The 18,133-nt window shown below is 60.3% G+C and carries 17 protein-coding genes; 9 read left to right on the top strand and 8 right to left on the bottom strand.

Features of this window, described 5'->3' with window-relative positions:
- The first annotated feature begins 12 nt into the window (after window positions 1–12).
- From ABDX87_RS12305 to hydA, 6 genes are read left to right on the top strand one after another with little or no spacing between them, the layout of a single operon-like run.
- A complete protein-coding gene (locus ABDX87_RS12305; protein ID WP_346833088.1) occupies window positions 13–690 on the top strand; it encodes an amino acid ABC transporter permease in 678 nt (225 codons plus the stop codon).
- Window positions 687–1,421, top strand: a complete 735-nt coding sequence (locus ABDX87_RS12300; protein ID WP_346833087.1) for an amino acid ABC transporter ATP-binding protein — start codon at window positions 687–689, stop codon at window positions 1,419–1,421. The genes ABDX87_RS12305 and ABDX87_RS12300 overlap by 4 nt, the downstream gene beginning before the upstream one ends.
- Before the next feature lie 22 nt (window positions 1,422–1,443).
- The gene (locus tag ABDX87_RS12295) at window positions 1,444–2,691 is read left to right on the top strand and encodes a cysteine desulfurase-like protein (protein ID WP_346833086.1); all 1,248 of its coding nucleotides are present in this window, start codon (window positions 1,444–1,446) and stop codon (window positions 2,689–2,691) included.
- A gap of 18 nt (window positions 2,692–2,709) precedes the next feature.
- On the top strand, window positions 2,710–3,582 hold the full coding sequence (locus ABDX87_RS12290) for a MurR/RpiR family transcriptional regulator (RefSeq protein ID WP_346833085.1): 873 nt from the start codon (window positions 2,710–2,712) through the stop codon (window positions 3,580–3,582).
- A 53-nt stretch (window positions 3,583–3,635) separates the two neighbouring features.
- The gene (locus tag ABDX87_RS12285) at window positions 3,636–4,532 is read left to right on the top strand and encodes an allantoinase PuuE (protein ID WP_346833084.1); all 897 of its coding nucleotides are present in this window, start codon (window positions 3,636–3,638) and stop codon (window positions 4,530–4,532) included.
- A 13-nt stretch (window positions 4,533–4,545) separates the two neighbouring features.
- Window positions 4,546–5,982 (top strand): dihydropyrimidinase, encoded by a 1,437-nt coding sequence (gene hydA / locus ABDX87_RS12280; RefSeq protein ID WP_346833083.1) that lies wholly within the window; start codon window positions 4,546–4,548, stop codon window positions 5,980–5,982.
- Between the two features lie 153 nt (window positions 5,983–6,135).
- On the opposite strand, the gene ABDX87_RS12275 is transcribed toward hydA, so the two are convergent.
- Both ABDX87_RS12275 and ABDX87_RS12270 read right to left on the bottom strand, forming a co-directional pair.
- The gene (locus ABDX87_RS12275) at window positions 6,136–6,855 is read right to left on the bottom strand and encodes a 16S rRNA (uracil(1498)-N(3))-methyltransferase (protein WP_346833081.1); all 720 of its coding nucleotides are present in this window, start codon (window positions 6,853–6,855) and stop codon (window positions 6,136–6,138) included.
- 155 nt (window positions 6,856–7,010) lie between these two features.
- On the bottom strand, window positions 7,011–8,417 hold the full coding sequence (locus ABDX87_RS12270; RefSeq protein ID WP_346833080.1) for an adenosylmethionine--8-amino-7-oxononanoate transaminase: 1,407 nt from the start codon (window positions 8,415–8,417) through the stop codon (window positions 7,011–7,013).
- A gap of 234 nt (window positions 8,418–8,651) precedes the next feature.
- Between ABDX87_RS12270 and ABDX87_RS12265 the strand changes: the two genes are divergently transcribed.
- The 3 genes from ABDX87_RS12265 to ABDX87_RS12255 all read left to right on the top strand — a co-directional run bounded on the left by ABDX87_RS12265 (window position 8,652) and on the right by ABDX87_RS12255 (window position 12,008).
- Window positions 8,652–10,442, top strand: a complete 1,791-nt coding sequence (locus tag ABDX87_RS12265; RefSeq protein ID WP_346833079.1) for an FAD-dependent oxidoreductase — start codon at window positions 8,652–8,654, stop codon at window positions 10,440–10,442.
- A 385-nt stretch (window positions 10,443–10,827) separates the two neighbouring features.
- Window positions 10,828–11,379: a cytochrome b gene (locus ABDX87_RS12260; RefSeq protein WP_346833078.1), complete on the top strand. Its 552-nt coding sequence runs from the start codon at window positions 10,828–10,830 to the stop codon at window positions 11,377–11,379.
- A 32-nt stretch (window positions 11,380–11,411) separates the two neighbouring features.
- Window positions 11,412–12,008, top strand: a complete 597-nt coding sequence (locus ABDX87_RS12255) for a YceI family protein (RefSeq protein WP_346833077.1) — start codon at window positions 11,412–11,414, stop codon at window positions 12,006–12,008.
- A gap of 65 nt (window positions 12,009–12,073) precedes the next feature.
- Here ABDX87_RS12255 and ABDX87_RS12250 read toward each other — a convergent pair whose 3' ends face one another.
- The 6 genes from ABDX87_RS12250 to metF all read right to left on the bottom strand — a co-directional run bounded on the left by ABDX87_RS12250 (window position 12,074) and on the right by metF (window position 17,977).
- A complete protein-coding gene (locus ABDX87_RS12250) occupies window positions 12,074–12,409 on the bottom strand; it encodes a type II toxin-antitoxin system YafQ family toxin (RefSeq protein WP_346833076.1) in 336 nt (111 codons plus the stop codon).
- Entirely contained in the window at window positions 12,342–12,665 is a 324-nt protein-coding gene (locus ABDX87_RS12245) for a type II toxin-antitoxin system RelB/DinJ family antitoxin (protein WP_346833075.1), read from the bottom strand. The genes ABDX87_RS12250 and ABDX87_RS12245 overlap by 68 nt, the downstream gene beginning before the upstream one ends.
- Window positions 12,666–12,872: 207 nt before the next feature.
- Complete coding sequence (locus tag ABDX87_RS12240; RefSeq protein ID WP_346833074.1) at window positions 12,873–14,789, bottom strand: DEAD/DEAH box helicase; 1,917 nt, start codon at window positions 14,787–14,789, stop codon at window positions 12,873–12,875.
- Window positions 14,790–15,019: 230 nt separating this feature from the next.
- Entirely contained in the window at window positions 15,020–15,844 is an 825-nt protein-coding gene (locus tag ABDX87_RS12235) for a substrate-binding periplasmic protein (protein WP_346833072.1), read from the bottom strand.
- Between the two features lie 86 nt (window positions 15,845–15,930).
- Entirely contained in the window at window positions 15,931–17,019 is a 1,089-nt protein-coding gene (locus ABDX87_RS12230) for a hypothetical protein (RefSeq protein WP_346833071.1), read from the bottom strand.
- A gap of 112 nt (window positions 17,020–17,131) precedes the next feature.
- The gene (gene metF / locus ABDX87_RS12225; protein WP_346833070.1) at window positions 17,132–17,977 is read right to left on the bottom strand and encodes a methylenetetrahydrofolate reductase [NAD(P)H]; all 846 of its coding nucleotides are present in this window, start codon (window positions 17,975–17,977) and stop codon (window positions 17,132–17,134) included.
- Between the last annotated feature and the right edge of the window lie 156 nt (window positions 17,978–18,133).

The following is an 18,133-nucleotide window of genomic DNA, read 5'->3' as shown; positions in this document are numbered from 1 at the left end:
CAAGGAATCGCAATGGAGTTGTTACAGACTTTCTTCAACTGGAGCGTGTTTGTCGATGCGCTACCGCTGATGCTGCGCGGCCTTGGCGTGACGGTGATGCTGGGGGTGGTCAGCATCATTCTCGGCCTGGTCGGCGGGTTGATGCTGGCGATGCTGCGTCTTTACGCCTACGCGCCCATTCGGTTTCTGGCGCGGGTCTACATCGATGTGCTGCGCTCGATTCCGTTGCTGGTCCTGCTCGTCCTGATCTACTACGCGCTGCCATTCGTGGGCATTCGTCTTTCGTCGTTTGCGGCGGCCACCGCAGCGCTCTCGCTGGTCTCCTGCGCTTATTCGGCAGAGATCTTCCGCTCCGGCATCGAGGCCATCCCGCGAGGGCAATTCGAAGCCTCCGCCTCCCAAGGCATGAGTTTCTTCAACACCATGCGCGACATCATCCTGCCCCAGGCGATGCGTATCGTCATGCCGCCCATGACCAGCAACTGCATCAACGTCATGAAAGACACCGCGCTGGCGTCGGTGGTGGCAATGCCGGATCTGCTTAAGCAAGCCACGCAGGCTCAGGCGTTGGCGGCTAACCCCACGCCACTGGTCGGCGCAGCGGTCATGTACCTGCTGTTGCTGCTGCCATTGGTGCAACTGGTGAGCTGGATTGAGCGACGCAACGGCTCCGGGAGAAAAAGTGCATGAGCACCGTTATCGAAATCGAACGTGTGGACAAGTTCTACGGGCCATTTCAAGCGTTGACCGACATCAACCTGACGGTCGATCAGGGTGAAGTGGTGGTGATTCTCGGGCCGTCTGGCTCAGGTAAATCGACATTGATCCGCTGCATCAATCTTCTAGAGGAATATCAGAAGGGCGATATTCGCGTGGCCAGTCAGCGGGTCGAGAACGGCCCGAAGCTGGCAAGTATTCGCTGCGAAGTCGGCATGGTTTTCCAGAATTTCAATCTGTACCCGCACCTCACCGTGCTCGCCAACGTCGCGCTGGCACCGGTGCGGGTGCGGCGCATGTCCCGGCGTGATGCCAACGAGCGTGCTCGCCTGCTGCTGGAGAAAGTCGGCATGGGCGCCCATGCCGCGAAATACCCGGGGCAACTGTCCGGCGGCCAGCAACAACGTGTCGCCATCGCCCGCACCATGGCGATGGAGCCGCGGGTGATTCTGTTCGACGAACCCACTTCAGCGCTCGATCCCGAGATGGTCGGCGAAGTGTTGGACGTGATGCAGAATCTCGCTCGCTCAGGCGTGACCATGGTCGTCGTGACCCATGAGATGGGCTTTGCGCGCAAGGTCGCCGACCGGGTGATCTTCATGGAAAACGGCCGAATCATCGAACAGAACAATCCGCACGATTTCTTCACGGCCCCGCAAGAGCCGAGAACCCGTGCGTTTTTGCAGGCCATCCTGCATCACTGATCAGACCTTGGAGAACACGCCCTTGAATGCCTTGGACATCGATTACGTACGCAGCCAATTCCCTGCCCTGAGCAGCGGTTACGCCTACCTGGACAACGCCGGCGGCTCTGCCGTGCTCAAACCGGTCGCCGACCGGATCACCGATTATTTGCTCAATAGCGCCGTGCAACTGGGAGCGTCTTACAGCGAGTCGGTGGAGGCCGGTGCCCGGGTGATGGCGGCTCGCGAATCGGTGGCGCAACTGATCAATGCCCGCTATCCGGAAGAGTGCGTGATGGGAGGCTCGACCACGCACTTGTTGCAGATCCTTTGCCGTGCCATCGCACCGTCGATCCAGCCGGGTGACGAAATTGTCGTCACCAACTGCGACCACGAGGCCAATATCGGGCCGTGGGTACGCCTCTGCGAAGAGCGCGGCGCCACACTGCGCGTGTGGGAAGTCAGCCCGGAGAGCCTGGAACTGGAGCTCAGCGATGTGGACGACCTGCTCAACGAGAAAACCCGTTACGTCGCCATGACCCATGCGTCGAACATTCTCGGCAGCGTCAATCCCGTCGCCGAAGTCGCGCGCAAGGTCCATGCCGTGGGCGGCAAGCTGTGCGTTGACGCCGTGGCCTACGCGCCCCATCGTCTGGTCGACGTGCAGGCCAGCGGCGCTGATTACTACGTGTTCAGCTTCTATAAAACCTTCGGCCCGCACTTCGCGGTGCTGTGGGGAAAGCGCGAGGCGCTGCTGGAATTGCCAAGCCTGAACCACTTTTTCATTGGTCAGGACGTCATCCCCTACAAGCTGCAGCCGGGCAACCTCAACTACGAACTCTCCTATGGCTGCATCGGGATCAGCGATTACCTGATCGACATCGGCCAACGTCTGGGGGCCAGCGGCACGCGGCGTCAGTTGATGCAGGCAGCGTTCGATGCCTTTGAAGTGCAGGAAGACCTGCTCGCCGAAACCCTGCTGGCATTTCTGCGGGAAACCCCAGGCGTGCGCATCATCGGCAAATCCCGCGTGACCGATGGCGACCGTGTGCCGACCATCAGCTTTGTGGTTGACGGGGTTCAGTCCGAAGACATCGTGCGGGTTGTCGACAATCACCGTATGGGGATCCGGTTCGGTGACTTCTACGCTCGGCGCCTGATCGAACAACTGGGCCTGACACCCCATGGCGGTGTGGTTCGTGTGTCGATCGCTCACTACAACAGCGTCGATGAGTTGAAACGTCTGGTGGAGCATCTGGCCCAGGCGATCACAGAACTGCGTCCATCCTGACCTTTATCGAGCAATTTTATGCCTGTACCTCAAACCCTCGCCGAGCTGCGCTCAGCCATCGTCGAACATCAGGAGCGACTGACCGCACGTCAGCGTGACGCGGCGCATTACCTGAACGAGCATCCCCACGATGTCGCGCTGAACACCGTTGCGGCACTGGCCAAAATCTCCGGGATTCCGTCGTCGGCTTTCATTCGGCTGGCGCAGGCCTTGGGTTTTGGCGGGTTCAGCGACCTGCAGCGGTTATTCAAGCAGCCTTTGCAGCAAGCCGGGCAGGGCAGTTTCAAAGAGCGCATCCGCCACTATCGAGGCGAGCAACTGCTGGACGATCCTACCGATGTCGGCGCCATGCTCTCCGCCTTCAGCCGCGCCAATATCGTCTCGCTGGAGCATTTGGCCGAAGGTGAACAGGTCGAAGCCATCGAGAACGCCATCGGTTTGTTGCAAGAGGCACGCACGACCTTTGTGGTTGGCATGCGTCGTTCGTTTCCGATGGCGGCGTACCTCAGTTACGCGCTCAGTCGTGTAGGACGCCGCGCCGTTCACATCAGCGGATTGGGCGGCAGCCTGCGTGAACAGGTCGGTGCGCTGCACAGCGATGACGTGCTGGTGGCGGTGAGCTTTCCGCCGTATGCGCAGGAAACCATCGACGCCTGCCAGCAGGCGGTGGCCGCCGGGACGCCGATCGTGGCGATCACTGACAGCATTCTCAGTCCGGTCGGACAAAAAGCGTCGGTGATGATTGAGGTCAACGATGCTGAGTTGCTGGGCTTTCGCTCGCTGACGGCCGCCTTCTGCATTGCGCAAACCCTGGCCATGGGCCTGGCGTTCCGCGAGGGGCAGAACCTGGATGGACCGGGTCACGACGCTTTGAAAAACATCGACTGCTGAGGCCTGGCCTGGCGGTTTTACCGACGGTTTGAACGTTGCAGGAGACGGCTTCTATGGCTTTACCCGTTCGAGATCTGGTCGGCTATGGCCGGCAGCGCCCTCAAGGCACCTGGCCTAATGGTGCACGACTGGCGATCAACTTCGTCATCAACTATGAGGAAGGTTCTGAACGCTCGCTGGCCATGGGAGACCCTGATCAGGAGAGCATGACCGAGTGGGGCAGCTATCAGTTTCCCGAGGGCGTGCGCAACCTGGCGATGGAGTCGATGTACGAGTACGGCGCGCGCGTCGGCATCTGGCGCATCCTCGACATCCTGCAGAAAGCCAACGTCCCGGCCACGTTCCACGCCTGCGCTGTGGCGTTCGAGCAAAACCCTGATGTCGCCAAGGCAGCGGTCGAGCTGGGCCATGAAATCTGCAGCCACGGTTACCGCTGGGAAGAGGTGTTTCGCCTGAGTGAAGCCGAGGAGCGCGAGCACATTCGCCTGGCGATTGAGTCGTTCGAACGCACCTGTGGCAAGCGCCCGGTGGGCTGGTACTGCCGTTATGGCGCCAGCGTGCATACGCGGCGGCTGGTCGCCGAAGAAGGCGGCTTCCTCTATGACTCTGACGCCTACAACGACGACGTGCCGTATTTCGTCGATGTCGAGGGCAAGCAGCATCTGGTCGTGCCGTACACCAGCGACGTCAATGACTTCCGCTACTGGAACTCGCCCGGTCTGTCCCAGGCGTCCGACTTCCTTGAGTACATGCGCGAAAGTTTCGATGTGCTGTACGAAGAAGCCGCCGATGGGCTGCGAATGATGTCCATCGGATTGCATCCGCGCATGGTCGGGCGTCCCGGACGCGTCAGGGCGATCAAGCAGTTCATTGAGTACGCCCAGGCCCATGAAGGCGTGTGGTTCACCACCCGCGAAGAAATCGCCAAGGCCTGGCTCAGCCGCGCCTGAGGGAGAGCACGACATGCAGGCTTTCGACCTGGTTATCCGCAACGCCAATGTGGTCACTGCCGCAGACAGCTTCCTGTGCGACATCGGTATACGCAGCGGGCGTATCGCTGCGCTCGGGCTGGACTTGCAGGGCGCTGCGCAGGAAGTCGATGCGCGTGGCCGGACCGTGACGCCGGGCGGGGTGGACAGCCATGTGCACCTCGACCAGCCGACCGGTGACGGCTCGGTTATGGCCGACGATTTTGAAAGCGGAACCCGCTCGGCGGCCTGTGGCGGTACGACAACGGTGATTCCGTTTGCCTGCCAGCAAAAGGGACAAAGCCTGCGCGCGGCTGTCGAGGACTATCACCGCCGCGCGGACGGTCGGGCCCTGATCGATTACGCGTTTCACTTGATCGTCACTGACCCCACCGAAGACGTATTGCGCCGAGAGCTGCCGGAGCTGATCGCCGAGGGCTACACCTCGTTCAAGATCTACATGACCTACGACGCGTTGAAGCTTAATGACCGCCAGATTCTGGAAACCCTGTCGGTCGCGCGGGCTCAAGGTGCGATGGTCATGCTCCACGCCGAAAACAGTGACTGCATCGCCTGGCTCACCGAGCGGTTGTTGGCCGCCGGGCACAGCGCGCCGCGCTACCACGCAACGTCACGGCCGATGCTGGTCGAGCGGGAAGCCACCCATCGGGCCATCGCCCTGGCAGAGCTGGTGGATGTGCCGATTCTCATCGTGCACGTATCAGGCCGCGAAGCCATCGAGCAGATTCGCTGGGCGCAGAGCCAGGGCTTGAAGGTGTATGGCGAAACCTGTCCGCAGTATCTGTTTCTGACGGCGGATTCACTGGGCTGCGACGACAGTTTTGAGGGCGCGAAATGCATCTGCAGCCCGCCGCCCAGGGACGCAGGGAACCAGCAGGTAATCTGGGACGGCCTGCAGAATGGCTCGTTCGAGGTGTTTTCTTCGGATCACGCGCCGTTTCGCTACGAAGGATCGGACGGCAAGCGGGCCCACGGTGCGGATGCGCCTTTTTCGGAGGTTGCCAACGGCATTCCTGGCATCGAAACGCGCATGGCGCTGTTGTGGTCGGAGGGCGTTCGCAAGGGACGGATCAGCCCGCAGGAATTTGTCGCCCTGACCGCGACCAACGCCGCGAGGCTCTACGGTTTGTATCCGCGCAAAGGCAGCATTGCGATCGGCTCAGACGCCGATCTGGTGATCTGGGACGAAGGGCTTGATCTGGAACTGAGCAATTCGCTGCTGCACCACAATGTCGATTACACCCCGTACGAGGGTATGCATTTGAGTGCCTGGCCCGCGATGACCTTCGCCCGAGGGGAAATGGTCTGGGATGGCAGCGCATTGGGCACACCGGGGAGAGGGGAGTTCCTGCCCTGCGCCCGGCCAGAGCCTGCGAAAGCGCGGCGTCGGCAGTCGGAGCTGCCGGAGTGATGCCTGGCATTCGAGCCGTTTTTTTGAACGGCCTCGAAACCTGTGGGAGCGAATTCATTCGCGATTGGCCGGTACACCCGACCTGTTTCCACCGGATGTACGTTTTTTCGCGAATGAATTCGCTCCCACAGCGCTGATCAGTGCAGCGTTAAGCTAGAAATCGCCCCACAACTGCTGCGCCACGCTCAACGCCACCACCGGTGCGGTTTCGGTGCGCAATACACGAGGGCCGAGGCGTGCGGCGTGGAAGCCGGCATCCTGCGCCTGATCGACTTCGGCGTCGTTCAGCCCGCCTTCCGGTCCGATCAGAAATGCCAGCGTCGAAGGCTTCTCATGGCTGACCAATGGCTCGGCCACCGGGTGCAACACCAGCTTCAAATCGGCCTCCGTGTGCTTTAGCCAATCCGCCAGCGTTACGGGAGGATTGACCACCGGCACGACGGAACGACCGCACTGCTCGCAGGCACTGATCGCGATCTGCTGCCAATGGGCCTGACGCTTCTCAGCGCGTTCATCCTTGAGACGGACCTCGCAGCGTTCGCTGACGATCGGGGTGATCTGCGTGACGCCCAGCTCGGTGGCTTTCTGAATCGCCCAGTCCATGCGCTCGCCGCGGGACAGTCCCTGGCCCAGGTGGATGTTCAACGCAGATTCGGCCAGACCCGGAAAGCTTTCGGTGACCTGCACCCGGACCTGCTTCTTGCCGACTTCCACCAGCGTGGCGCGGAACTCCGTGCCCGAGCCGTCGAACAGCTGCACCGCATCGCCTTCGGCCATGCGCAGTACCCGACCGATGTAGTGCGCTTGTGCTTCGGGCAGTTCGTGTTCACCGAGGCTCAGGGTGGCGTCGATGAAAAAGCGGGAGAGTCTCATGGTTGTTTCTCTGTGAATTCTTCAGGTACTGCGTTTTTTCTCTGTGGGAGCGAATTCATTCGCGATGCGAACTTTCAGGCGAGGAAGATGTGTCGACTGAACGGGCCTCTCGCGAATGAATTCGCTCCCACAGGTTGATGATCGGCGTCGAGGGGTCAGCCCGGGTCACGAAAATCCGGGTGGAAGTTCTCTCTCACCGCCACGCTGACACTGCTGCGTGTCGCGATGTCGATACCTTCGCTGGCCACTTCGGCCAGGAAGTCGATCTGCTCTGGCGTGATCACGTAAGGCGGCAGGAAATACACCACGCTGCCCAGAGGTCGGAGCAGCGCGCCACGGGTCAGCGCGTGCTCGAAGACTTTCAGGCCGCGGCGCTCCTGCCACGGGTAAGCCGTCTTGCTCGCTTTGTCCTGCACCATCTCGATCGCAACGGCCATGCCGGTCTGACGCACTTCCGCGACATTCGGATGATCCGCCAGATGCGCGGTCGCGGTTTTCATCCGCTGTGCCAGCGCCTTGTTGTTCTCGATGACGTTGTCCTGCTCGAAGATGTCCAGCGTCGCCAGGGCTGCGGCGCAGGCCAGCGGGTTGCCGGTGTAACTGTGCGAATGCAGGAAGGCGCGCAACGTCGGGTAGTCGTCATAGAACGCATCGTAGACGTCATCGGTGGTGATGCACGCCGCCAGCGGCAGGTAACCGCCGGTCAACGCCTTGGACAGACAAAGGAAGTCAGGCCGGATGCCCGCCTGCTCACAGGCGAACATGGTCCCGGTGCGACCGAAGCCTACCGCAATTTCATCGTGAATCAGATGCACGCCGTAACGGTCGCAGGCCTCGCGCAGCAACTTCAGGTAGATCGGGTCGTACATGCGCATGCCGCCCGCGCCCTGGATCAACGGCTCGATGATCACGGCCGCGACGGTGTCGTGGTTATCGGCCAGCGTCTGCTCCATCACCGCAAACATCGTGCGGGTGTGTTCTTCCCAGCTCACGCCGTCGGGGCGGTGGTAGCAGTCAGGGCTCGGCACCTTGATGGTGTCCAGCAGCAGCGCTTTGTAGGTCTCGGTGAACAACGGCACATCACCCACCGACATCGCCGCCACGGTTTCGCCGTGGTAGCTGTTGGTCAGCGTGACGTAGCGTTTCTTGTTCGGCTTGCCGCGGTTAAGCCAGTAGTGAAAGCTCATTTTCAGCGCAACTTCGATGCAGGACGACCCGTTATCGGCGTAGAAGCAACGCGTCAGCCCTTCGGGCGTCATCGCCACCAGGCGCTCGGACAGTTCGATGACCGGCTGATGACTGAAACCGGCCAGAATCACGTGTTCCAGCTGATCGACCTGATCCTTGATGCGCTGGTTGATCCGTGGGTTGGCGTGGCCGAAGACGTTGACCCACCAGGAACTGACGGCGTCGAGGTAACGCTTGCCTTCAAAGTCCTCCAGCCAGACGCCTTCCCCGCGCTTGATCGGGATCAGCGGCAGGTTTTCGTGGTCTTTCATCTGGGTGCAGGGATGCCACAGGACTTTAAGGTCGCGCTGCATCCACTGGTCGTTAAGGCCCATCGGTAATCTCCTGGTGACGACTCGCTCATCGCGAGGGCAAACAATCGCGCAAGCCTATGCAATGCGTCACGCAGGGACAACCTTTAGCGCATTCTTTCACGCACGGCGGGCGCCAGAAACGAGCCCGACGGACATTGCTGGCGGGCCTTTCACGGCTGGCGTATCCTTCGCGCTCTTCGAAGAATCGGACAACAAAATCCGACAATTCCCCTGTTTCATTCCGGAGTTCGCTGAATGCTTTCTGGTTGGCTGCGCGCCTGTGCGCTGGTGATGGTTGGGCTGGTCAGCGCTTCGGCGCTCGCCGTGGATAAGCCGCATACGGCGATTGTCGTCGGTGGCGGTCTGGCAGGCCTTACGGCGGCTTACGAGCTGCAAAACAAAGGCTGGCAAGTGACCTTGCTCGAAGCCAAACCGACCGTCGGTGGTCGTTCGGGCCTGGCGGGCAGCGAGTGGATCGGCAATGCCAAGGCGCAGCCGGTGCTCAATCAGTACCTGGACCGCTTCAAGCTCAAGCCTGTGCCCGCGCCTGATTTCGTGCGTACACCGGGTTATCTGATCGAAGGCGAGTATTTTTCTGCCGCAGATCTGGCGACCAAGCAGCCAGCCACCGCTGAAGCCGTGAAGCGTTATGAAGCGGCGCTGAACGACATCGCGCGTTCGATCACCGATCCGGAAAACCCGGCTGCCAACAGCACGCTGTTCGCGCTGGATCAGATCAACGTCTCTAACTGGCTGGACCGTCTGAACCTGCCGCCGACCGCGCGTCAGTTGATCAGCCAGCAGATTCGTACCCGTTACGACGAGCCTTCGCGTCTGTCTCTGCTGTACCTGGCGCAGCAATCGCGGGTCAATCTCAACGTCGACGATCGAGACCGTCGTGCAGCGCGCCTGCCAGGCGGCAGCGTGGTGTTGGCCGAAGAGTTCGTCAAACAGCTGAAAGTGATCAAGACCAACTCGCCGGTTTCGGCCATCAACCAGGACAAGGACGGCGTGACCGTCAAGGTCGGGTCGGTGGGTTATGAAGCGGAATACGTCGTACTGGCCGTGCCGCTGCGGGCGCTGAGCAAGATTCAGCTGACCCCGGCGCTGGATGCCCAGCACCAAGGCGCGATCAAGAGTACCAACTACGGCTGGCATGACCAGATCATGCTCAAGTTCAAGACGCCTGTCTGGGAGAGCAAGGCGCGCATGTCGGGTGAAATCTACAGCAACACCGGCCTTGGCATGCTGTGGATCGAACCTGCCCTGAAGGGCGGCGCGAACGTCATTATCAACCTGGCGGGCGACAATGCCCGGATCATGCAGGCGTTCGGCGACAAGCAACTGGCGGATCAGGTGCTGATTCGTCTGCACGCCTTCTATCCACAAGCACGCGGCGCGTTCACCGGCTATGAAATCCGTCGCTCCAGCGTCGATCCTTCCACCGGTGGCGCCTATCTGGCATTTGGGCCGGGTCAGATCAGCAAATACTGGCGCCTGTGGGAGAAGCCTCTGCAACGCATCACCTTCGCTGGTGAACACACCGATACCTTGTACCCTGGCACGCTGGAAGGCGCACTGCGCACCGGTCAACGTGCGGCCGGTCAGGTTCAGGACCTGGCGGCTGGCAAGTCGTTCGAGCCGGTGAAGGTCGCGCCGCCTAAAGCACCTGAGCCAGCTGCCAAAGAAAGCAGCGGTGGTATTGGCGGTTTCTTCTCGAACATGTTCGGCGGTTCCAAGCCTGAGCCGAAACCGGCCGAGAAAGCGCCAGAGCCTGCTCCGGCACCTGCGCCAGCACCGGCTCCGGTTACGCCGCCACCTGCTCCAGTGGTCGAGCCTGCCAAGCCTGCGGTTGTCGAGCCGGCGAAAAAGGCACCGGTGAAGAAAGAGTCGACCAAAAAAGAAACCGTGAAAAAAGCGCCGGCCAAACCGGCTGCGACGCACAAGGCGCCGGCAAAGACCGACGCCGCCAAGAAAGCCCCGGCCAAGCCTGCGACCGACAAGGCCGCAACCCCGGCGGCTCCGGCGGCAGACAGCAAGAACTGATAGCTCGACGCTGAAATGGGAAAGGCGCGGTCTGCAGACCGCGCCTTTTTTTTGTCTGGCGAATAACCGTGGCGTCTAGAGTGTTTATCTACGGGACTGGTTTTTATGGGGGCGTGAGTTCGCTCATGAACGCCGAGTTTCTATCGCAGAAGGTTGGGTGGGTGTAATGCGTCTTCGTGAGCAAACTCACTCCCACAGACAAGCAGTGAAGGCTACGCTCACCTGAAATTCATAACGTTGGGTTAATCTGCCGTGGAAAAGAATAAGACAGGAGATTTCCATCGGATTTCCTGATATTTCAAAGCGAAATTTTGCGCTTTCTTTCGATAGGTAAACCGCTAGTCTTTCCACAGCTTTCACAGGCTGCACTTACAGGAACCGCACCATGCAGTTACGCAACTCTTCTTCTCGCTATGGCTGGGTCAGCATCGTTCTGCACTGGGGCGTCGCGCTGACTGTTTTCGGGATGTTTGCACTCGGGTTGTGGATGGTTGGCCTCGGTTACTACGACACCTGGCGCAAGGCCGGTCCCGATCTGCACAAAAGCATCGGCATCACCCTGTTCCTGTTCATGTTGATTCGCGTGGTCTGGCGCTTCGTCAGTCCTCCGCCACCGCCACCGGCCAATCACAGTCGTTTCGTGCGGGTCGCCGCCAAACTGGGGCATGCGTTCCTGTACCTCGATCTGTTTTTGGTGATGTTTGCCGGTTACCTGATTTCCACCGCCGAAGGTGTCGGAATTCCGGTGTTTGGCTTGTTTGAAGTGCCTGCGCTGATCAGCGGACTGCCCGACCAGGCGGACGTTGCCGGTGAAGTGCACCTGTATCTGGCCTGGACCCTGGTGATCTTTGCTGTGCTCCACGGTCTGGCTGCCCTGAAGCATCACTTCATCGATCGTGATGCAACGCTCATTCGTATGCTGGGCCGCAAGGCCTGACGCTCAACTCAACTGAAACAGGAAGACGACGTATGTTGAAAAAGACACTGGCTGCATTGGCCCTCGGTACCGCGCTGCTGTCCGCCGGTCAGGCAATGGCGGCTGATTACACCATCGACAAGGAAGGCCAGCACGCCTTCATCGATTTCACGATCAGCCATTTGGGCTACAGCTTCATCCACGGTACCTTCAAGGACTGGAGCGGCACGTTCAGCTTCGACGCTGCCAAGCCTGAAGACAGCAAAATCAGCATCGACATCAAAACCGCCAGCGTCGACACCAACCACGCTGAGCGTAACAAGCACATCAGCAGCAAGGACTTCCTGGACGTCGCGACTTACCCGGACGCCAAGTTCGTGTCCACCAGTGTCAAGTCGACCGGCAAGAATGCTGATGGCAAAGACACCGCTGACGTCACTGGCGACCTGACCCTGCACGGCGTCACCAAGCCAGTCGTCATCAAAGCCGTCTTCAACGGCGAAGGCAAAGACCCGTGGGGCGGCTACCGTGCCGGCTTCAACGGCACTACCACCATCAAGCGCTCTGATTTCGGCAAGATGATGGACCTGGGTCCACAGTCCGACACCGTCACCTTCGACATCTCGTTCGAAGGCGTCAAAGCCAAGTAATTCGGGCTTTAGAAACAAAAAACGCCGCCCGATGGGCGGCGTTTTTGTGGGCCGGGCTCATGACTTTATTTGAAAAGCTCGGCATGGGTGCCGAGGTCGACGAAAATCAAATTGCGCTCAGTCAATTGATAGACCAGCAGGAAGTCGCCCCCGACGTGGCACTCTCGCGAACCTGCCCATTCGCCTTTAAGTTCATGGTCCAGATACTCGGATGGTAACGGCTGGCCTTCCCAGATCATCCCCATGACCTCGCGCATGACGTTCATGTCGTGCCGCCCCGCCTTGTTATAGCGTTCCCAGGATTTTTTAAACTCCGGTGTGTAATCGACTCGCCTAGGCAGAGGAGCCCGCTTTGGGTTTGGCGCGTTGCTTTCTGCGCGCTTGGGGTGCTTCTTTGCCATCCAGGTCCTCTAACAGCTCGTCCATAGAATCAAAACGACTCCGGATTTCTCGCGCCTGAACCAGGGCTCTGGCGGTTTTATCCGAAGGTACACGCACCTCGAACGGAAGCCCTTGTGCTTCCACGACCTGCAGCAGGAAGAGACGCATCGCTTCGCTAATCGTCAACCCACAGGCGTTAAGCACGGTCGTCACTCGCTCCTTCAAATCCTCATCTATGCGGCAGCGCACGTCGGTGTTCTTTAGTAATGCGGCCATCGTGATAACCTCTCGAAATATGTAGCTACATCGTAGCTACGCAGTTAGGCGCAATTATTGGCTTTTGCTCACGCTCTGGCAAGCGATCATCCAAGTGGTGTTCATTGCGAGAGCTGTGTGTCAGGCAAGCATTTCGGTCACCCGGACACGAAAACGCCCCGAACCAGTCGGGGCGTTTTTTATTCACCAGCAGAAACTCAGCGCTGTTTAACCTTCGCGATTGCGGGTCAGCAGGGCTGGCTTTTCACCGCGTGGGCGGCTTGGCAATTGATCGAGCAACTCGGCGGACGGGAAGCGATCGCTTTTCGACTCCTTGTGCATGATCTTCGGTGCCGGCTGACCGTCGCGAGGGCCGCGAACGGCTGGTTCTTGGCGAGCAGGCTGATCGTCACGGGCCGGGCGGCGATTGCGCGGTGCGTCTTCACGACGTGCCTGGCCATCACGACCGGAACCGTTGCGCGGACCGCTGCGTTTGGCAGGAGCACCGGCACCCGTGCTGGCGCCTGTGCCTGACCCCGAACCTGAACCGCTGCGCGGCGCGCTGCGACCAGGTGCCTGACCGCGTGGTGCCGGAGCGGAGCCGGTGGCCGGAGCACCAGGGCGGCGATTGCGGCCTTGCTGGTTCTTGCCTTGGTACGGGCTGACGTAGTCGGCGCGGTTACCGAAGTTGTCGACCTCGTCATCCAGAAACTCGTCCGGTGCGCGGTCGGCACGCGGTGCTGGCGGCTGCGACGGTCGGGCTTCGCTGGACGGTGTGCCCTGGCGAGGCTTCTGCGGACGCGCCGGACGTGCAGGGCGTTCGCCTGACGCTGCTGCGGCGGCTGCCGGTTTTTCCTTGCCCTTGTCTTTGCCTTTGTCCTTGCGGCCGCCACCACCGCCACCACCATTCGGGCCATCGCCACGAGGGCCGCGAGCATTGCGCGGGTTGCGCACGTCAGGGCGCTCACGCACTTCCGGCTTCTCGGCCTCGACGGCATTGATGTCGAAGCCCATCAGGTCGCCATCGGCAATCTTCTGTTTAGTCATGCGCTCAATGCTCTTGAGCAGCTTTTCTTCGTCAGGCGCGACCAGGGAGATCGCCTCGCCCGAACGACCGGCACGGCCGGTACGACCGATGCGGTGGACGTAATCTTCGTCGACGTTCGGCAGCTCGAAGTTGACCACGTGCGGCAGCTGGTCGATGTCCAGACCGCGTGCTGCGATGTCGGTGGCAACCATGATGCGCACGGTGCCGGCCTTGAAGTCGGCCAGGGCTTTGGTGCGGGCGTTCTGGCTCTTGTTACCGTGGATCGCCACGGCGCTCAGGCCGTGCTTGTCCAGGTATTCGGCCAGGCGGTTGGCGCCGTGCTTGGTACGGGTGAACACCAGCACCTGCTCCCACGCGCCCTGAGTGATCAGGTGCGCCAGCAGCGAACGCTTGTGGTTGGCAGGCAGGCGGAATACGCGCTGTTCGATACGCTCGACCGTGGTGTTCGGCGGCGTGACTTCGATGCGTTCCGGGTTGTGCAGCAGCTTGCCGGCCAGCGCGGTGATGTCGGCCGAGAAGGTGGCCGAGAACAGCAGGTTCTGGCGCTTGGCAGGCAGTCGCGCGAGGACTTTCTTCACGTCGTGAACGAAGCCCATGTCGAGCATGCGGTCGGCCTCGTCAAGGACGAGGATTTCAACGTGAGACAGGTCGACGCTGCCTTGGCCGGCCAGGTCGAGCAGGCGGCCCGGGCAGGCGACCAGGACGTCGACACCGCGGGCCATGGCTTGAACCTGAGGGTTCATGCCGACACCGCCGAAGATGCAGGTGCTGACGAACTTGAGGTTCTTGGCGTAGACCTTGAAGCTGTCGTGAACCTGGGCTGCGAGTTCACGGGTTGGGGTCAGGACCAGAACGCGCGGTTGGCGCGGGCCGTGACGCTGGGATTTGTCCGGGTGACCGTTGGGGAAAAGGCGCTCCAGAATCGGGAGGGCGAAACCACCGGTTTTACCAGTACCTGTCTGAGCGGCGACCATCAGATCGCGGCCTTGCAACACGGCGGGAATGGCCCGCTGTTGCACCGGAGTAGGCTGGGTATAGCCAGCAGCCTCGATGGCGCTGACTAAAGCCTCGGAGAGACCGAGGGAAGCAAAGGACATGAGTAATCCTGTCTTAAGTTGGGGCCAAGGGCCCGAATAGGGGGAAGATCGGCCCGCCGCAAATTGGCATTGGAAAGCTCAATTCCGTCCGGTCGTGTCGCGGTCTGTAAGTTCAACTCGTGGCATGAGCGCGTGAAGGAAAATGCGCTGTTGACGTGATCGAGAAGTCTTCTGTGAGACCGAGCATCCGGGCGTAAGCCTGGCGGGAACGCCGGAGTATAACAGAGCAATCACAACGCGCTGCTTTCATGCTGCTCAACGGTTTTTTCAGCGCCGATCACCGATTGATCGGCGGAGGATGCGGAAGGCGTCGGCGGTTCCTCTCCATTGTAGCGCGCCACCAGTTGCGCATAAGCCGGTTCCAGCTTGAAGCGCTTGAGTTCCGCCCCGAAGCGCTGCACCAGCAAATCCATGCCCACGTTGCGCCGAAGTGCGAGGTACATCGGGCGACGGCCCAGCACGAGAGGGAGTTGGCTGACCTTGTCACGCAGCTTGAGCTGCTTGATCGTTTCCTGGCCGACGATGCGGTCTGTCACCAGTAAATCGATGCGGCCGCGAACCAGCTTGCCGAAATTGGCCTCGTGGCTCGGCGCGGGCTCACGGGTAAACAGGTTCGAGGTGTCGAACTCGGGGGTGTACAGATAACCCGGCGAGACACCAATGGTCAGGCCTCGCAGATCCTCGAGGGCGTTGAACGGGTGCGGTCTGTCGTTGGACTGGAACAACACCCAGTTGACGTCCGACAGGGGCTCGTTCGGGTACAGCAGCAGGTCTTCTCGTTCGGCGACCTTGAAAATATCCAGCACACCGTCCGCTTCACCCTGTTCAAGCATCATCAGACAGCGCTTCCACGGCAAAAACTGCCATTGCACATCGATGCCGAGGCGCTTGAAGACGGTGTTCGTCATTTCGTAGTCCAGCCCTGATACCTGTTGGTCATCGACCGTTACGTAGGGCGACCAGGGCTCAGTGACAATGCGCAGCTTTTCGCCCAGTGCGCTGAAACTCAGGCAGGCGAGGAAGGCAGTGCAGAGCAGTCGGGAAGTCTGAGGCATGGGGGCGAGATTACGACGCTCGCCTGTTAAATAGAAGGGGAGTTTCCAGAGACGTAAACGAAAAGCCTGCGCCTCTGGCTCGGGCGTCAGCGGGATGTCTGCGCCTGAACGAGGTGCTGGTAGATCGCCGTGCGCCTGCGCCCCAGCAGTCGGCGAACCACCCAATGATCAAGCCATTGACGCAATTGGGCGGGTGCAATGGGCTTCTTGAGGCGATGCTCTGCATTGCTGAAGGCCTTTTCCCACCAGACGGCTGAGCACGCGCGGTCGAATTCGTTGGGGTGTTCGCAGCAACCGTAGAGGACTTCACGCACGAATTGCCGTTGTGGCTGGGGCACTGCCAGCGTCGCACTTTTGTATATCAGTCGCTGCCAGGTGGAAGGACGGGGAAGTTTCGGTGAAACGTTCGCGGTGTCGCGCATTGCCTCGGCGCCGAGAGGATCGAGACGGTGCTTGCGGGTCCACGCGAGCACCTTGGCGCGAAACAGGGGCTTGCGGCTCCAATAGTGATGGATCAGGTCAGCGCATTGATCGACCTTCACCGAACGGTAGGCGGCTACGCCCAGGCAGAACTCTTCCAGCGTGATGGCGCCGGGAGTCACCGAGAAGAACTCATCCATCAGCGCGATCGACGTGTCGAGTATCGGTGCATTGTTGCGTGTCAGCCCGATCACCCCCGAGTTCAGCAGCCGCATCTGATCGTCGGCCAGATTGCGTTCGGCCAGCGTTTTCGCCAGAGCGGTGTACAGGATGGTCTCTTTGCAGTCGGCATAGCGGATTTGAAACGCGTTGCAAAGGAGAGTGTCAGGTTGAACCCTCTCGAACAGCTTCATGGGGCTGTCCAGGAAGAAGGTGTCGGTGTCGATCAGGATCGCTTTTTCCGCCTCTTCCAGCACCAGGCGGGCAACGACGTGTTTGCAACGGAAATGGTAGTGGTGCGGCCCGCTCCACTCGCGCCGAATGTCCGCATCGATCGGTCTGACACGTACGGGCAAGTCGCGGTAGGGCTCAGGATTATCGCTGAACACCTGGATGTCGAATGGCCGGTCTGTTGGAGCGCCCGCTTTGGCCAAAGCACTCGCGATGCTGAACACCGCTTCTTGATGGTAGGTCTGCGCTCCGAAAACGAGGTAGACCAGTTGTGGGCGCGAAGTAATCTGACTGAAGGAGGTCAACTGCTTGGATATCCGTCTCAATAAAGGCTTCAACAGGCCTCGTCATCACGAAGCCTGCCGGTGAAACGTTGCCTTATTGTGACTGGATGATCCAGAGGAAATTTCCTGCCTTTCAGCGGGGCAGCTTGAGGTTGTTCCAGATCGCCAGGCTAGGCTCTGCCTGGTTCAGCGTGTAGAAGTGCAGTCCAGGGGCGCCGCCTTGCAACAAGCGCTCACACATTTCTGTGATCACCTGCTCGCCGAACGCCATGATGCTGGCGGAGTCATCGCCGTAGGCTTCCAGTTGCTTGCGAATCCAGCGAGGAATTTCCGCACCGCAGGCATCGGAAAAGCGAGCCAGTTTGCTGTAGTTGGTGATCGGCATGATGCCTGGCACGACGGGGATGCTGACGCCCATCTTCTCGACACGCTCGACGAAGTAGAAATAGCTGTCGGCGTTGAAGAAGTATTGAGTGATGGCGCTGTCGGCACCGGCATTGGCCTTGCGCACGAAGTTCTTCAAATCGTCTTCGAAGTTACGCGCTTGCGGGTGCATTTCCGGGTAAGCAGCGACTTCGATGTGAAAATGGCTGCCGGTCTCTTCACGAATGAAGGTGACCAGGTCGTTAGCGTGACGCAGCTCACCGCTGGCCATGCCCATACCGGATGGCAGGTCGCCTCGCAGAGCGACGATGCGGTTGATGCCCGCATCCTTGTACTGCGTGAGCAGGCCACGCAGATCGTCCTTGCTGTCGCCGACGCACGACAGGTGCGGCGCGGCAGGGATGTTCACTTCTTTTTCCAGCTGCAGCACGGTGTTGATCGTGCGGTCACGCGTGGAGCCCCCGGCACCGTAGGTGCAGGAGAAGAAATCAGGGTTGTAGCCTGCCAGCGTACGAGCGGTGGCGAGCAGTTTTTCATGACCAGCGTCGGTCTTCGTAGGGAAGAACTCGAAGCTGTAGCGACGGTCTTGGGACATGGTCATAACCTTGGAAGCTCAAAAGCCTTGGAGGCCGCAAAACCCCTGTGGGAGCGAGCTTGCTCGCGAAAGCGACTTATCGGCCAACAGGAGTTGAGTGATGAATCGTCTTCGCGAGCAAGCTCGCTCCCACAGTGGAGAGCGAACGATCAGCTG

The organism is Pseudomonas abietaniphila, from assembly GCF_039697315.1.
Lineage (GTDB): Bacteria > Pseudomonadota > Gammaproteobacteria > Pseudomonadales > Pseudomonadaceae > Aquipseudomonas > Aquipseudomonas abietaniphila_B.
This window is presented reverse-complemented; position numbering and strand designations above follow the sequence as displayed.

Coding starts and splice junctions, on each gene's coding strand:
- ABDX87_RS12305 (WP_346833088.1), top strand. CDS start 13: ATGGAGTTGTTACAGACTTTCTTCAACTGGAGCGTGTTTGTCGATGCG.
- ABDX87_RS12300 (WP_346833087.1), top strand. CDS start 687: ATGAGCACCGTTATCGAAATCGAACGTGTGGACAAGTTCTACGGGCCA.
- ABDX87_RS12290 (WP_346833085.1), top strand. CDS start 2,710: ATGCCTGTACCTCAAACCCTCGCCGAGCTGCGCTCAGCCATCGTCGAA.
- ABDX87_RS12285 (WP_346833084.1), top strand. CDS start 3,636: ATGGCTTTACCCGTTCGAGATCTGGTCGGCTATGGCCGGCAGCGCCCT.
- hydA (WP_346833083.1), top strand. CDS start 4,546: ATGCAGGCTTTCGACCTGGTTATCCGCAACGCCAATGTGGTCACTGCC.
- ABDX87_RS12275 (WP_346833081.1), bottom strand. CDS start 6,855: ATGAGACTCTCCCGCTTTTTCATCGACGCCACCCTGAGCCTCGGTGAA.
- ABDX87_RS12270 (WP_346833080.1), bottom strand. CDS start 8,417: ATGGGCCTTAACGACCAGTGGATGCAGCGCGACCTTAAAGTCCTGTGG.
- ABDX87_RS12265 (WP_346833079.1), top strand. CDS start 8,652: ATGCTTTCTGGTTGGCTGCGCGCCTGTGCGCTGGTGATGGTTGGGCTG.
- ABDX87_RS12260 (WP_346833078.1), top strand. CDS start 10,828: ATGCAGTTACGCAACTCTTCTTCTCGCTATGGCTGGGTCAGCATCGTT.
- ABDX87_RS12255 (WP_346833077.1), top strand. CDS start 11,412: ATGTTGAAAAAGACACTGGCTGCATTGGCCCTCGGTACCGCGCTGCTG.
- ABDX87_RS12250 (WP_346833076.1), bottom strand. CDS start 12,409: ATGGCAAAGAAGCACCCCAAGCGCGCAGAAAGCAACGCGCCAAACCCA.
- ABDX87_RS12245 (WP_346833075.1), bottom strand. CDS start 12,665: ATGGCCGCATTACTAAAGAACACCGACGTGCGCTGCCGCATAGATGAG.
- ABDX87_RS12240 (WP_346833074.1), bottom strand. CDS start 14,789: ATGTCCTTTGCTTCCCTCGGTCTCTCCGAGGCTTTAGTCAGCGCCATC.
- ABDX87_RS12235 (WP_346833072.1), bottom strand. CDS start 15,844: ATGCCTCAGACTTCCCGACTGCTCTGCACTGCCTTCCTCGCCTGCCTG.
- metF (WP_346833070.1), bottom strand. CDS start 17,977: ATGTCCCAAGACCGTCGCTACAGCTTCGAGTTCTTCCCTACGAAGACC.